A 14,532-nucleotide genomic window follows, 5' to 3' on the forward strand; every position below is an offset into this window, starting at 1 on the left:
ATGCAAATTTGCATCCCATGACGCGAATAATGCTGCGCGAATTCATCGATGTCGAGCCATATACTGACTTCAAGAGTTGCTCGTCAGGTGGTCCGGCCGGATCAAACGAGCCTCATCCGTAGAAGGGGTGGTATCGATGTCTGCTTCAACTGTTTCCGTACCGTCAACGATGACGGCCATCGAAATCGAACAACCCGGCGGCCCGGAGGTCCTGGTGCCGACGACGCGCCCGGTGCCGGTGCCGGCCGCCGACGAGGTTCTGATTCGCATCCACGCAGCAGCCGTCAATGGACCGGACGTGTTCCAGCGCAAGGGGCTGTATGATCCGCCCCCCGGCGCTTCGGACATTCCTGGGCTCGAAGTAGCGGGTCAAGTGGTTGCGACTGGCGCGGACGTGACCCAATTCCGCCTCGGCGACCTGGTCTGCGCGCTGATTCCCGGCGGTGGCTATGCGGAGTACGCAGTCGCGCACGCCTGCAATACCATGCGTGTCCCCAAAGGTCTGACGCTGGTGGAAGCGGGGGCCATGCCCGAGACGTTCATGACGGTATGGCTGAACCTGTTCCAGCGCGGCAAGTTCGCTGCGGGCGAATCCGTGTTGATCCACGGCGGCGCCTCAGGAATCGGCACGACGGCGACCATGCTGGCGAAGGCCTTTGGCGCTGCGAAGATCATCACGACCGTGGGCTCGCAGGCGCACCGCGAGGCCAGTCTCGCGCTGGGCGCGGACGTCGCGATTGATTACCGCGAGAACGATTTCGTGTCCGAAACGAAGCGGTCTACCGATGAGCGAGGCGTCGACGTGATCCTCGACATCATTGCCGGCGACTACGTGGGCAGGAACTACGAAGCTGCCGCGATGGACGGCCGGATCGTCCAGGTGGGCGTGATCAAGGGACCGGCAAAGGAACTCAACCTCGTGCCGATGTTGACCAAGCGTCTGACGCATCTGGGCTCGACATTGCGCTCGCGTACCGCTGCGGACAAGGCAACCATCATCAGCGAACTGGGGCGCCACGTCTGGCCGCTCATCGAGAGCGGCAACATCAAGCCGGTCGTCTACAAGACCTTTGCGCTTGCCGATGCGCGCGGCGCGCACGAGCTGATCGATTCCGGCACGCACTTTGGCAAGATCGTCCTCACGACAGGCGCCGGCCTCATCGATTGAAGGCTCGCGCGCGTGCCCGGCAGGCGCGTCAGGGCGTCTTCCGGCCGTGCGTGCGATAAAGCTCGTTGGCGCGCGTGAGGTGGGCGCGCATCGCGGCTTCGGCGGCGTCGCCGTCATGGGCCGCGATGGCATCGACAATGCGCTGATGCTCGGTGAGCGTCAGCTCCTCGACACCTGGCGCGCGCACGAGCGGCTGATAGTATTCGCCCGCCCAACGAAACAGCGACTCCACGATCGACGGAAAGATGGGATTGCCGCTGATCTTCGCGATCTCGCGATGAAAGGCCATGTCGCGCTCGATGAATTCGGCCAGGTTGACCATGGAAGCGCGATGCTGCGCCACGCTCAACTGCAGGCGCGCAACGTCCTCTTCCGTGGCCCGTTCGGCCGCCATGCGAGCCGTGCCGGTTTCGAGAAAGAGCCGCGCGTGCTTCAGATGCTCGAGCATGTCGGGCTGGGTGCGCAGCAGATGCAGCGCCCCGCCCGCGATCTGGGCGATCAGCCGGTCCGCCGTCGGCACGACCACGCGTGCACGCTCGCCATGCACGATCTCGACGATGCCGGAACGCTCGAGCGCCTGCAGCGCCTCGCGCACCGCCGGCCGCCCTACGCCGTAGATCTCCATCAATTCGCGTTCGGACGGCAACTGCGCACCCGGCGCAATCTCGCCCGCGCGAATGCGTTCCATGAGCCGATCGACGACTTCCTGGTAGAGCTTGCGGCGTGGAATGATCTCGGCCATTGCAGTGGTGCTTGTAAACGTCTGGTGTAATGACAATACCACACAGCGCCACCGGCCACCAATGCATCGCCACCTCAGCGCCGGGTCATCTCGCCTCGCCTGCCCGCACGGCGCCAAAGAAGTCGGCATGGCCGATCTGTCCGCCCTTGAGCACGATTTCGAGGCCGTCTCGTGCCGCGACGCTCGACCAGGCCCGGCACAGCGGCGCGCCGGGCGCCACGCCCGCCGCCACGCTGAGCGCGTCGATGCCCAGCGCGCTCGCCACTTCGCCCGAGCTGTCACCGCCCGCCACGACCACGCGCGAGACAGCCGTGCGATCGAGCATGCGCCGCATCACCTCCGCGAGCGCGCGGCCGACCTCCCGGGCGGCGTCCTCGCGCGGGCGTCCCACGCGGTGCGCAATGTCGTCGAAGCCGCGCACGACCGGGTCGTCCGGACCTTCCGCGCTATGCACGATGGCGCTGCGCCCGCGGCGAATGGCCTGCACAGCCGCATCGGCGGCCCGTTCGATTTCAGCGTGGCCCGCCTGCGGATCGAGCGCACGCAAGAGATCGAGCCGCTCGACGTGAAAGCCGTGCTCACGCGCCCAGCCGATCTGCGCCGCCGTCACGGGTGAGCAACTGCCGCTCACCACGGCAATCGCCTCGACCGCACCGGCGGCAGGCAAGGAAGGTGCCGCGGGCAGCCAGCCGCGCGAGCGCCAGTAAGCTGCCAATGCGTACTGCAGTCCCGACGACGACGCCGTGAACACACCCTCCCCGCGCGCTTCCCACACGAGTTGCCCCGCCGCCGCCAGGGTCTCGTCGTCGAGCACGTCGATCAGCACGACCGGCGTGTCTTCTGCCGACAGCATCCCGATGCGCGCTGAACCTTCCCCGGCGCGCAGCTGAAGCATATCGACGAGTTCGATGCGGCGCGCCGTTTGCCGCGCGAGATGGCGGCGCAGATCGGCCTCGTCCATTGCCGTGACGGGGTGGCGCGCCATGGTCGGGTGACGGTCGAGCCGATAGCCCACGCCATCGACGGCAGCGAAGAGATTGCCGAATACCTGATAACGCTTGAGCCGCGGCGCGCCGATCACCATCGGCGACCAGCGGCCCGGCATATGCCGCACGCCGATGTCGATCGCGGCGCCTATCGACCCCACCTCCGGCGACGAGTCGAACGTGGAGCACACCTTGTACTGCAGCACTGGCGCGCCGAGCGCCGCGAGGCTCGCGAACGCCGGCGGCAGCGCATCGCGCATCCACGTGGCGCTGCGCCCGCGCGACGATCCCGCGATGCCGACGCAGCGCGCCTCGGGAAAGCGCGCGAGCGCCTCGGGCGTCGGCGTATCGAGAAACAGGATGGTGGGAACGCCCGCGGCCGTCATGGCTTCCATTGCGTCCGTCGAGCCTGTGAAGTCGTCGCCGTAGTACGCCAGCAGCAGGCCCGCAGGCAAGGAAGCATGTGCAGTTTCAGCCATACCCACGCTCACTTCCAGAAGCCGAGCGCCGCGCGCAAGGACGCGTGCTGTTGCGCGTGCTGCGCGAGCGGCACGCCCTCGATGGCGGCGCACCAGGCTTCGCGCAGCGCATCGACGCCCGCCGCCACGCCCTGCGGGTGCCCGAAGATGCCACCGCCTGCCGTGTGGATCAGATCCGCGCGGCCGCCGAGCGCGGCATAGGTATCTGCGGCCTGCAGGCCGGTCTGCCCCGAGCTGAAAACGGGCATGGCGGGCATCGGCGCGCTTTCCATGACCGGCGCGAGCACGGCGCGCGCCGCGGCGATCACGCTGTCGTCGGGTTCGCTGAACTTGTTGCGCAACCCGTTCACGTGCATATGGTCCGCTCCGGCGAGACGCCAGATCATCTGCCACGGTGCGTAGTCCCAACCGAGCGCCGGGCTGCGCGAGAGGTAGCCCCAGCCCGCCCGATGCGCGTGGATGGGCAGCTGCGAATGCCGCCGCAATTCATGCAGCCCGACGATCCCCACCGAATTGAGCACGGCCATCACACAGGTCCCGCCGTGCGCGAGCACGAGATCGTGGCGGCGGCGCATCTGGTCGAGGTCGCCCGTGAGATTGAACGCCACCATGGCCTTTTTGCCGGTGCGTTCGGCGTGCTCGTTGACCACGCGCATCACGGCCTTCACGCGTTCGTCGAAGGGACAATGCGGGCCGTCGGCCTGTAGTTCGTCGTCCTTGATAAAGTCGATGCCGCCTTGCACGAGTTCGCGCACCTGCTGCGCGGTTTCCTCGGGCGAAAGCCCCACGCTAGGTTTGATGATGGTGCCGATCAGCGGACCGTGCGCCACGCCCGTAAGCCGGCGCGTGCCGGCGATGCCGAACGCCGGTCCCGGATACGCCGCCGCGAACGAATCGGGCAGTCGCAGCCCGGTAAGCCTCAAGCCCGACACCTGGCGCAGTTCGAACAGATTGCCCGCAATGGTCGACATCAGATTCGGCAGGGACGCGCCGAAGTTCTCGATCGGCCAGGAGAGTTCGAGCGTGCAGCGCGTATAGGTTTGCGAGCGCATGCCGCCAGCCAGGCTCGGCGCATCGACGCTTTCGAGCACGTCGAGCCGCTCGACCCGCGCGCCCGAGCGCGCCTTCAGCTCGGGCGTTTCGTTTGGCAGTGCGACGAAAGTGCCGCTCGACTGTTCTCCGGCGATAACGTCGGCGGCACGGCGCGGATCATCGCCGGTTTCCAGCCAGTAAGTCGCGTGAATGCGTTCTGTCACGATGCGATTCCTGTTTCGGGTCAGGTGATACGGCGAATGCTCTCGGCAATCTCGGCGCGGTCGAATACGCCCTTCCAGTCGTCGCGCATGAGGCGCGGCTTGCCGAATTCGATCGCCTTGTTGCAGGCGTCGGAGAACGCGCCGGGTATCTCGTTGAAGATCACCGCGCTCAGGATGTTCATGTGGCCGAGCAGGAAGTCGCGCGCGGCCTCCTTGGGCACACCGCGCTTGATGGTCTCGTCCATCGCCTCGCGCATCACGTACAGGAGCGTCGCGCACACCGTTTCGGACAGGCCGGGCTCCAGCATCGCCATCTGGTCCACGCTCAGGCGGTAGGACCGCAGAATCGGCGCGTAGATCGTTTTCGCCACATCCTCGCCGAGATCGAACGCCGCATCCGGGCCCTGCATCAGCGCGCTCGTGATCGACTGCTTCGCGTATGCGCCACCGAAATGATCGTGAAGCGACTTTTCATCGACATCGTAGTTGAAGATGATCGGATGGCACGGGTGCGCCACGAAGTACGTGAGATCGGGCCGCTCTGGCAAATGGCCCGCGAACGGCGCGGCGGCGTCGAGCGTCATCACCATTGTGCCGGCCTTCAGCATGGGCGAGATCTCGTGGCTCAGCTTGCCGATCAGCGTATCGGGCACGGCGAGAATCACGACCTGGGCGCCGTCGAGCGCCGCTTCGACCGGCACGCAGTCGATGTTCAGCTCGTCCTTGAGCCGCTTGCGGCCCGCCTCGCCGACTTCCACGTGCGCCACGCGGTAGTCCGACTTCCGCAGGTTGCCCGAGAGGCGAAAGCCCATCTTTCCGCCCGCGCCAAACAGCGCAATTTTCTCTTTCATGCTCATCCTCCTTGCAAGGTCCGTGAGTTCGGTTTCAATCAGTTCGCGGCGAGCGCGCGCTCGCGCCCGCGCGACGCGCGCGGCTCGCGGGCAAAGGCCAGCGCGAGCACGGCGCTCAGCAGCATCAGGGCGCCGACGACGAACATCGGCGCGTGGTAGGAGCCGGTCGCATCGTGCATGGCGCCCGTCACGTAGGGCGCGACGAAGCCCGCCACGTTGCCGACCGTATTGATGAGCGCGATGCCCGCAGCGGCGCCCGCGCCCGAGAGCGAGCGGGCCGGCAGCGTCCAGAAGCACGGCAGCGCGGCGAACACGGCGCAAGCCGTCACCGTGATGACGGCAATGCTGGCGGCCGGCGACGTCATGTAGAGCGCGAGCGGAATGCTCAGCGCGCCGAGCAGCGCGGGAATGCCGACGTGCCAGCCGCGCACGCCGCGGCGCGTGGCGTCGCGGCTCCAGACGAAGAGCGCGATGGCGGCGGGCAGATACGGAATGGCCGTGATGAGCCCTTTCTGGAACACGTTGAAATGCGTGCCGAACTGGCCTTCGAATCCGCCGATGATGGTCGGCAGGAAAAACGCGAGGGCATAGAGGCCATAGACAAGGCCGAAGTACATCAGCGAAAACATCCACACGCGCGGGCTCAGCAGGGCCGCGCCCGCATGTGCGCCGTGGCGCACGGCACCCGCTTCTTTCGCGCGCGCCTCGGCTTCGAGTTCCGCCGTGAGCCACGCCTGTTCGTCGCGTGTGAGCCAGCGCGCCTGCGCGGGACGGTCGCTCAAATAGAACCACGCGACCACGCCCACCACGATGGCGGGCAAGGCCACGCCGATGAACATCACGCGCCAGCCGGCGAGACCGAACAGGCCGTGCGCCCCGATGAGCAGCGCGGCGAACGGCGCACCGATCACAATGGTGAGCGGCTGCGCGAGATAGAACAGCGCGAGGATATGGCTGCGATGACGCTGCGGCACCCAGTTGCTGAGAAAGAGGATCGCGCCGGGGAAAAAGCCCGCCTCTGCCACGCCCAGCAGGAAGCGCAGCGCATAGAGCGAAGTCGCGCTGTTCACCCACGCGAGCAGGAGCGCGACGACGCCCCACGTCACCATGATGCGGGCGAGCCAGCGGCGCGCGCCGTAGCGATGCAGCGCCAGGTTGCTCGGCACTTCGAGAAAGATGTAGCCAATGAAGAACACGCCCGCTGCAAAGCCGAACTGCGCCGCGTCGAGCCCGAGGTCGTGCGCCATGCCGTTCGGGCCGGCGAACGAGATCGCGGTGCGGTCGAGGAAGTTGATGAAGAACATCAAAGCGACGAACGGCACGAGGCGCAGCGAGACCTTGCGGATTGTCGGGCGTTCGAAAGCGGATTCGGCTTTTCCTGAAACGGCTTGCATGCGTTTGCTCCCGCGAGATCTGCTTTTGAATAACAGATCATATGTGCTGGTATGATGAGTAGACCACTAGGACGGAACGACTACACCTGGTATTTCCACCGACACACCGCTACGCCGCCGCGCTGACGGGCGGCGGACGCTACCCCAACGCTGCGCGCGACGACGCGAACACACAGGCAAACGGACGCAGCGTGAGCGCTCCACGCGGCGGCAGGGTCCACGGCGCGCGTGTCTCGCGTTGTCCGCTCAACGTGCATTCGTCGAGGCTGACGGCACGCAGCGGCGCGCACATCGTCTCGTCGAATTCGAGTTGAACGTCGCCTGGCTCGCTCGTCAGATTGGCGAGCACGAGTTCGATCGTGCCGTCCTCGTGGCGCGCCGCGAGGCACGCGATGCCGGCTGCGTCGCCGCGTGCCGTGACTCGCAAACGCGGCGCTCCCGCCATGCGGGCCAATGCCTTCGCGACATCGAAAACCGGATAGCGGACGGGCGCGCTGCCTTGCGTTTCGGCAAGCCCGCGCGGACCGCTCAACGCACCGAGCGTGAGCGTTTCGATTCGCGCGCCCGTGAGCGCCGCCGCGTATCCGGCGAGCCAGGCCGCGCCGAATAGCGCGCGCTGACGCGGATCGTCAGCGGTCATGGCGATGCGCTCGTGTGCGGGATTCGGCATCACGCGCGAACCATAGGGGTTCTGCCGCATGCCGATCGAGACCGGACCGATCGCATAGGGACGCTCGCCGATCAGCGCGCGGCACGAGCGTGTGATGTGGGGAATGGCTTCGAGCGTCTGCATGACGCTGCGATCGTCGGCGGCATGCACGATCGGACAGGTCGCATGGGTGACCCAATCGACCATCTCAAGCGGCGGCCGCTTGCGGTTCAGCTCCGTGAAATAGCTCAGCATGCCGCCGCCAAGGCGTAGCTCAGGGAACGCTCGGCGCGCCTCGCGATAAACCTCGTCGAGCGCCGGACACGGCGGGCTCACGCTGCCAGGCGGGTCCGACTGCCGATGCACGGCCGGACTCACGACAATGCCCGTTAAAGTGAGGCCCGCCTGGTCGATCTGGGCGGCGAGGCGCGAGAGTTCCACACGCGGCGCCTCTACACCCGGCAAGGCAAACTCCAGCACAGACGGCACGCCGCTTTCGCGCTGCAACTGCGCAAAGCGCTCGAGTTCGGCCACGCCTTCGCCTGCAAGCGGATCGAAGCTCAACGTCAATTGCTGCGGCCCGAGTTCAGCAAGCAAGGCGAGCTTGGCGAGTGTCGCTTGCGCATCATGCGCGGCGATCGCTACACCGATCGCGGGCATCGCTTCCGCCAGCGCCATGTCAGGCGGCCCGATTTCGAACTTGAGTGCACGAGGCTCGCTCGCCGTTTGAGCCGCGTTCGCCGCATCGTTGGTCCCACTCACGCTCAGCGTCACCGTCTGCGCGAACGACGTGCCTTTTTCCAGCGTGTACGGCCACGGCAATTCAAGCGGGCGCGAATAGGTCTTGAACGAAGCGTCGGACCAGTTGCGCTGGTCCTCCATCTCGAACACGTCGCCCGTGAACGCGCAACGCACCGTCAAACCGTTCGGCAGGTCGTGCTCGATCGCCGCGATATCCTTGAACGGCTGCCACGGATCGATCAGCGCCGGGAACGACGCGCTTTCGCCACTCCCGTCGCCATGCGCCACGCGCGCAGGCGCACCGGCTACGCCTTCGATCGGATGCAGCACGCAAAATCCGCAGCGCGCCGCCAGGAAATCGGCCTGTACGGCGACGTCGCCGCGCAACGTGAGCGCGCCATCGGCTGCGCACGCCATGGTGAGCACAAAGCTCAGCGCGTCGCCCTCCGGATTCGCGCAGTGCGCTTGATACGCGACGTGAAAGGCGGCCGCCGTCTCTTCGACTTCGATACGCTCGATGTCGGGACGACAGGTGCCCCAGTCCTTGTCGCGCACGAGAAACGACACGGCGCGTATCACCTCGACGCCGTTATAGCGAATGTCATGCAGCGCGCCGTCGATCAGCGTCGCCGACCACGGCCCCGAGCTCAGGCGGCGCATTGGCGCAACCGGCTGCGCCGTGCCGTAGTAGACGGTGCCCGCGCTCATGACGCCGTCTCGCCCGGCACGACGCTGCGCCCCTCGCGCGCCGAAACATACGTGGCCTCCACCAGCTCGAGCGTGCGCAGATTGTCGCGACCGCTCGTGGCAGGCTCCACGCCGCGCCGCAGGCAATCCACCCAATGCGACTGGATGCTGAACACACTGCCCTGGATCGCCACCCAGGGCTCGCTCGTCCATGAGAGCGCACGCGGTGCGACGTCGCGCAGTTCCGTGCCTGCGCGCGTGTGGATCTGCAACTGGTAATCGGCCAGCAGCCGCAGCGTGCCGTGAGCGCCGTCGACTTCAATTAGCGTCTGCGGAAACAGTTCGCGCGGCAACTGGGTCGCATAGCTGCAATCCACCACGCTGCTCACGCCGTTTGCGTGCGCCAGCAGGATCGTCGCGGCGTCCTCGCCGCGAATCGAAGGATTCACGCGCGCGGTCGTGGCGCTCACACGCGCCACGTCGCCGAACAGAAAGCGCGCGATATCGAGAATATGGATGCCGAGATCCTCGACGATAAAGCGCTCGCCCTGCGCCAGATAAGGCTGGCCGCTAAACACATCGTACGCAGAACGAAACGACACGCGGCCCCAGAACGGCTGCCCGATCGCCCCCTCGCGCAGCGCCCTGCCCACGGCCTGAATCGCGCTTTGCCAGCGAAAGTTTTCGTGGACCATGAGCGGCACGCCCGCCTCGCGGCACGTTTGGACCATCGCGCGCGCATCGGCGAGCGTGGAAGCGAACGGCTTCTGGCAGATCGTGGCCACGCCGGCCGCCGCCGCCAGCTCCACGAGTGCGCGGTGACTCGGCACGGTGGTCGCGATATCGACGAAGTCGAGCCGCTCTTCGCGCAGCATCGTGGCGGCGTCCGTGTAACGCCGCTCGATGCGAAAGCGCTCGCCCACCTCGTCCAGACGCGCGCGGTTCGCGTCGCACAGCGCCACGATCCGCGCGCCGTCGATGTCCTGCCACGCATGCAGATGATTGAGCGAGAAGAAACCGCAGCCTATCAACGCGCCCTTCAATTGCGACTGGGTCGTCCCCATCGTTGCACTCATCGGTCAGGCTCCCGTCGCAGCCTGCTTTTGCAGCGCGAAGCGTTGCTGCGCGCGCCGCTGGATCTGGTCGACAACCACCGCCGCCACGATCACGACGCCCTTGATCACCGTTTGCCAGAACGAACTCACGCCCATCATCACGAGCCCATCGGAAAGCATGCCGATCACGAACGCGCCGACGATGGTGCCGCCGATCTTGCCGCGTCCGCCCGACATCGACGTGCCGCCCAGCACGGCCGCCGCGATTGCATTGAGTTCGAATGTCTCGCCGCTCATGGGGTGCGAGGCGACCAGTTCGGACGAAATGATCAACCCGACGATCGCCGCGCAGAATCCCGAGAACATATAGACGAACATCTTCACGCGATTCACGCGCACGCCCGAGAGCTGGGCGGCGCGCTCGTTGGCGCCGACCGCGTAGATCTGCCGGCCAAGCGGCGTGCGCGCCGCGATATAGGCTGCGATGACGCCCACCGCGACCAGCAGCCACACCGTGAGCGGAATGCCGAGTATCGTCGCGCTGCCGAGAATCGGGAAGCCGCTCGTGCCGTAGGCGGGATTGCCGGTGAGATTCGGGAAGGTTTCGCCACCCGAGGAAAGCAAGGCGGCGCCCCGCGCGATATAGAGCGTGCCGAGCGTCGCGATGAACGGCGCAACGTTCAGGCGCGTAATGAGCAAGCCGTTGATGGCGCCCACCAGCACGCCCACGAGCAGCGCCACGCCGATCACGGCGGGCACGCTTAAAAACAACGTGTACTCGCTGCCGATGGGAATGCCCCGGAGAATCAGCCCTCCGGCCACCATGCCCGAAAGACCCACGACCGAACCCACCGAAAGGTCGATGCCGCCCGCGACGATCACGAACGTCATGCCAATCGCGAGGAAGGCATTGAGCGCGACATGCCGCGACATGATGAGCAAGTTCTCGATGCTCAGGAAATTGTGCGCGGCGAACGAAAAGAAGATCACGACCGCGAACAACGCGATAAACGTGCGCAGCTTCAGCAGCAGGAGCAGCGGCGCCTCGCTGAAGCTCGCTCCCGGGGCCGTGCTCTTGATGGCCAGCGACATGAACACTCTCCAGATGAATGCAGGCTAAACGTTGTAACCGTGGTATGCGTGCGGCAGGCGTGCGCTCAGGCCGCAGCGCGCGATGCCGGTTGCGTAGGCGCCGTCCCGTGCCCGATTGCCGAAGCCGTGACGAGCGCGTCCTGCGTCGCATCGGCGGCATCGAATTCGGCGGTCACACGGCCGTTCGACATCACGAGTATGCGATCCGACAAGGCCATCACTTCTTCCAGATCGGACGTGACGAACAGCACGCCGAGTCCGCGCCCGGCCAGGTCGCGCATGACCTTGAAGATGTCCGCTTTCGCACCCACGTCGATGCCGCGGCTCGGTTCGTCCATCAGCAGCACTTTCGGCGTGGTCATCAGCGCGCGGGCGATCACCACCTTCTGCTGATTGCCGCCCGAGAGCGAGCTGACCGGCAGCCGCCAGTCGGCGACCTTGATGGCGAGATCGCGAATGTAGTCGAGCACGGACCGCTGCTCGCGCCGCGGGTCGATGTGAAACCCGCGCGCATGCGCCGAGAGGCTGGAGAGCGTCATGTTCTCGCCAATCGACATGATGGGCAGCAACGCGTCGGCCTTGCGGTCCTCCGGAATGAGCGCGAGCCCCCGCGCGACGCGCCCCGCGATCGGCTTGCCGTCGAGCGCCTTGCCGTCGAGCATCACGTTGCCCGTTGCGTGAGCGTGCACGCCCAGAATGCATTCGAACAGCTCGGAGCGCCCCGCCCCCATCAGCCCATAGATGCCGACGATCTCGCCCGCGTGCAGCGACAGCGAAACGTGATCCACGAGCAGGCCGCTGCCCTTGCGCGGCAGCGTGACGTCGCGCAGCATCAGCACCTCGGCGCCGCGCTCGTGGCCCACGGGGCGCGAGAAGTCCTTCGTCTCGCGGCCCACCATTTGCCGCACGATCCACGGCACGTCGATCTGCGTCATCGGTTGGTGGCCCGTGATCAGGCCGTCGCGCAGCACCGTGATGTAGTCGCCGATCCTGATCAGTTCTTCGAGGCGGTGCGAGATATAGACGATCGACACGCCCTGCGCCTTCAGCTCCGCAATCACGCGAAACAGCACGGCCACCTCCGCCGCGCTGAGCGCCGAGGTCGGCTCGTCGAGGATCAGCACGCGCGCGTCGTGGGCGAGCGCCTTCGCAATCTCCACGAGCTGCTGCTGCCCGATGCGCAGCTCCTCGACCAGCGTGTCGGGGCTCAGGTCGAGTTCGAGCCGCGCGAGCAGCCCGCGCACCTTCGCGCGCTGCGCTACGGCGTCGATATCGATGCCGCCGCGCGTGATTTCGTGCGCGATGAAAATGTTCTCGGCAATCGTGAGGTTGGGAAAGAGATTCAGCTCCTGAAAGACGATGCCGATGCCATGGCGCAAGGCTTCGGCGCTGCTGCCGAGTTCGATCGGCTTGCCTTCCAGAAGCAGATGGCCGCTGGTCGGCTGTTCGGCGCCCGCAATGATCTTCATCAGCGTGGATTTGCCCGCGCCGTTCTCGCCCACCAGCACGTTGACCGCGCCACGCCGAACCGCGAAGTTCACGCCCTTGAGCGCCACCGTGCCGGGATAGACCTTCGTCACGCCCTCGACCTGCAGGATCGCGTCCGCGTTGTTAGCCTCGGTCATGACTTGCCCCCGAGCGTGAGCGCCAGCGGCACGATTTCCGGCTGGTCGCTCGACGAGTCGTATGAGAACGCACCCGTCACCGTAATCGGCTTGCCTTTGAGGTCGTTGCGCGGCAGCGGCTTCATCACGTGATTCGCCGCATAGACGTTGAGCGCCGTTCCGAACTGCGCGTATTCGATCTGGTTGCGGAAATTGCTGAACGAAACAAAGTCGAGCGAATCGCGCAGCGTGGTGCCGAGCACGGTCGGGCCGATGTCGACGATCACGCTCGCTTGCCCGCTGCCGTCGACGTCCACGCCCACGGTGCCCTGGCTCGACTGCGTGTCCACCTCCACGATGGTGCCGTGCAGCGTGGTCGGGAAATTCCACGGCGCGCCGTCGTCCTTGCCGCGATAGCCGTACTTGCGGCCGGCGGCGTCGGGGTCCGCCTTGATCGCCTCGCGCAGCGTGCGGTAATCCACCGCGCGCTTTTCGATGTCGGGCACGATCTTCGTACTCCACATCGACGCCACCATGGCGTTCGGGTCGTAGCCCGCGGAAGCATAGTTGTCGTGCGATGCGCCCGAACCCTGCAGATCGCTGTTCTTCACCAGCTTGCAGCCGTGCAGCGCGCCGCTCGCCACCACGGCAATGACCGCGTACCGAAGCACTCCCATGCATAACCCCATCTGGTTACGAGTCCCTGGCGGGGCGCGCCGCGCCCCGCTCGTGCAATGCGTGCCGCCGATGCGCGGGTCAGCGCAACGCGAACATGTCGAGCTTGCCGGCGTTCGTCTTCGTGATGAGCGAGCAGTTGATGAGCTGCTTTTCGGGCTTGCCCGTGGAGCCGGTCTTCAGATACTTGTCGGCCTGATCGACGGCGTCCGTGGCCGCCTCGGCAGCCGGCTGCAGCACCGTTGCGCGAATGTCGCCGCGCTTGATCGCGTCGCGCACGTCGTTGCTGCCGTCGAAGCCCACCACGATGATGTCGTTGCGCTTCGCGGCCTTCAGCGCGGCTGACGCGCCCATGGCCATGGTGTCGTTGCCGGCAATCACGCCCCTGATGTCGGGGTGGCTCTGCAGGATCGATTCCATCACCGTATAGGCTTCAGTCTGGCTCCAGTTCGCCGACTGGCGCTCGACCATCTTCATGCCCGAAAACTGGTCGATGACATCGTGGTAGCCCTTCGAGCGGATGCCGGCATTGATATCCGCCTCGCGGCCAACCAGCTCCACGTAGTTACCCTTTTCGCCCATCGCCTTGACGAAAGCGCGGGCGCCGAGCTGCGCGCCTTGATAGTTGTTCGAAACGATCTGGGAAACCGCAATGCCGGTCGCGTTGATTTCACGGTCGATCAAGAACGCGGGGATCTTCGCGTCTTTCGCCTTCTGGACCGCGGCGATGGACGCCTCCGAACCGGCGTTGTCCAGCACGATCGCCTTCGCGCCGCGCGCGATGGCCGTGTCGATGAGTTGGGACTGCTTGTTCGCGTCGTCGTCGTGGACGAGCACGATGGTGTCGTAGCCGAGCGCCTTGGCGCGCGCACTGGCCGTGTCGGCTTCCGCCTTGAAGAAGGGATTGTCGTGAGAGGGGGTGATGATGGCGATGAGATTGGCCGCTTGCGCGCCGCCCGCCGTGCCGAGAACCGCGAATGACATCAACGTCGACGCAAGCCAACGCCTGGGTGCCTTCATGATGCTGTCTCCTGTCTGGTTAAACGCCTGGGCCTGACTACAACCAGCTGACGGTCGCGACCTGTTTTGATACTCATCACTTATGCCGTCATGAGGTCATCATACCAGTAGCATGGGAACTCGCCATGCTTTT

General features: G+C 65.9%; 12 protein-coding genes. 1 reads left to right on the forward strand and 11 read right to left on the reverse strand.

The window, feature by feature from the left end; translation table 11 throughout:
- Positions 1 to 136 precede the first annotated feature (136 nt).
- Positions 137 to 1,168 (forward strand): NAD(P)H-quinone oxidoreductase, encoded by a 1,032-nt coding sequence (locus FAZ97_RS28250; RefSeq protein ID WP_158761997.1) that lies wholly within the window; start codon positions 137 to 139, stop codon positions 1,166 to 1,168.
- A 28-nt stretch (positions 1,169 to 1,196) separates the two neighbouring features.
- Here the strand turns inward: FAZ97_RS28250 and FAZ97_RS28255 are convergent, their stop codons facing one another.
- From FAZ97_RS28255 to FAZ97_RS28305, 11 genes are all read right to left on the reverse strand, one after another.
- Positions 1,197 to 1,910, reverse strand: a complete 714-nt coding sequence (locus tag FAZ97_RS28255; RefSeq protein WP_158761999.1) for a transcriptional regulator NanR — start codon at positions 1,908 to 1,910, stop codon at positions 1,197 to 1,199.
- A gap of 85 nt (positions 1,911 to 1,995) precedes the next feature.
- Complete coding sequence (gene oiaK, locus FAZ97_RS28260) at positions 1,996 to 3,375, reverse strand: 3-oxo-isoapionate kinase OiaK (RefSeq protein WP_158762001.1); 1,380 nt, start codon at positions 3,373 to 3,375, stop codon at positions 1,996 to 1,998.
- 8 nt (positions 3,376 to 3,383) lie between these two features.
- On the reverse strand, positions 3,384 to 4,631 hold the full coding sequence (locus tag FAZ97_RS28265; RefSeq protein ID WP_158762003.1) for a ribulose-bisphosphate carboxylase large subunit family protein: 1,248 nt from the start codon (positions 4,629 to 4,631) through the stop codon (positions 3,384 to 3,386).
- Positions 4,632 to 4,651: 20 nt separating this feature from the next.
- Positions 4,652 to 5,482 carry a phosphogluconate dehydrogenase C-terminal domain-containing protein gene (locus FAZ97_RS28270; protein WP_158762005.1) on the reverse strand — a complete coding sequence of 277 codons (831 nt, stop codon included), beginning with the start codon at positions 5,480 to 5,482 and terminating at the stop codon, positions 4,652 to 4,654.
- 38 nt (positions 5,483 to 5,520) lie between these two features.
- Complete coding sequence (locus tag FAZ97_RS28275; RefSeq protein WP_158762006.1) at positions 5,521 to 6,876, reverse strand: MFS transporter; 1,356 nt, start codon at positions 6,874 to 6,876, stop codon at positions 5,521 to 5,523.
- A 139-nt stretch (positions 6,877 to 7,015) separates the two neighbouring features.
- Positions 7,016 to 8,974: a D-apionate lactonase gene (apnL, locus tag FAZ97_RS28280; protein WP_158762008.1), complete on the reverse strand. Its 1,959-nt coding sequence runs from the start codon at positions 8,972 to 8,974 to the stop codon at positions 7,016 to 7,018.
- Positions 8,971 to 10,029 carry a Gfo/Idh/MocA family protein gene (locus FAZ97_RS28285; protein WP_199272176.1) on the reverse strand — a complete coding sequence of 353 codons (1,059 nt, stop codon included), beginning with the start codon at positions 10,027 to 10,029 and terminating at the stop codon, positions 8,971 to 8,973. Before FAZ97_RS28285 ends, apnL begins: the two co-directional genes overlap by 4 nt.
- Positions 10,030 to 10,032: 3 nt before the next feature.
- Entirely contained in the window at positions 10,033 to 11,100 is a 1,068-nt protein-coding gene (locus FAZ97_RS28290) for an ABC transporter permease (RefSeq protein WP_158762010.1), read from the reverse strand.
- A 65-nt stretch (positions 11,101 to 11,165) separates the two neighbouring features.
- On the reverse strand, positions 11,166 to 12,725 hold the full coding sequence (locus tag FAZ97_RS28295) for a sugar ABC transporter ATP-binding protein (RefSeq protein WP_158762011.1): 1,560 nt from the start codon (positions 12,723 to 12,725) through the stop codon (positions 11,166 to 11,168).
- Complete coding sequence (locus tag FAZ97_RS28300; protein ID WP_158762013.1) at positions 12,722 to 13,381, reverse strand: DUF2291 family protein; 660 nt, start codon at positions 13,379 to 13,381, stop codon at positions 12,722 to 12,724. The genes FAZ97_RS28295 and FAZ97_RS28300 overlap by 4 nt, the downstream gene beginning before the upstream one ends.
- 79 nt (positions 13,382 to 13,460) lie before the next feature.
- A complete protein-coding gene (locus FAZ97_RS28305) occupies positions 13,461 to 14,399 on the reverse strand; it encodes a D-ribose ABC transporter substrate-binding protein (RefSeq protein WP_158762014.1) in 939 nt (312 codons plus the stop codon).
- Positions 14,400 to 14,532 lie beyond the last annotated feature (133 nt).

The sequence above is a fragment of the Paraburkholderia acidiphila genome (assembly GCF_009789655.1).
GTDB lineage: Bacteria > Pseudomonadota > Gammaproteobacteria > Burkholderiales > Burkholderiaceae > Paraburkholderia > Paraburkholderia acidiphila.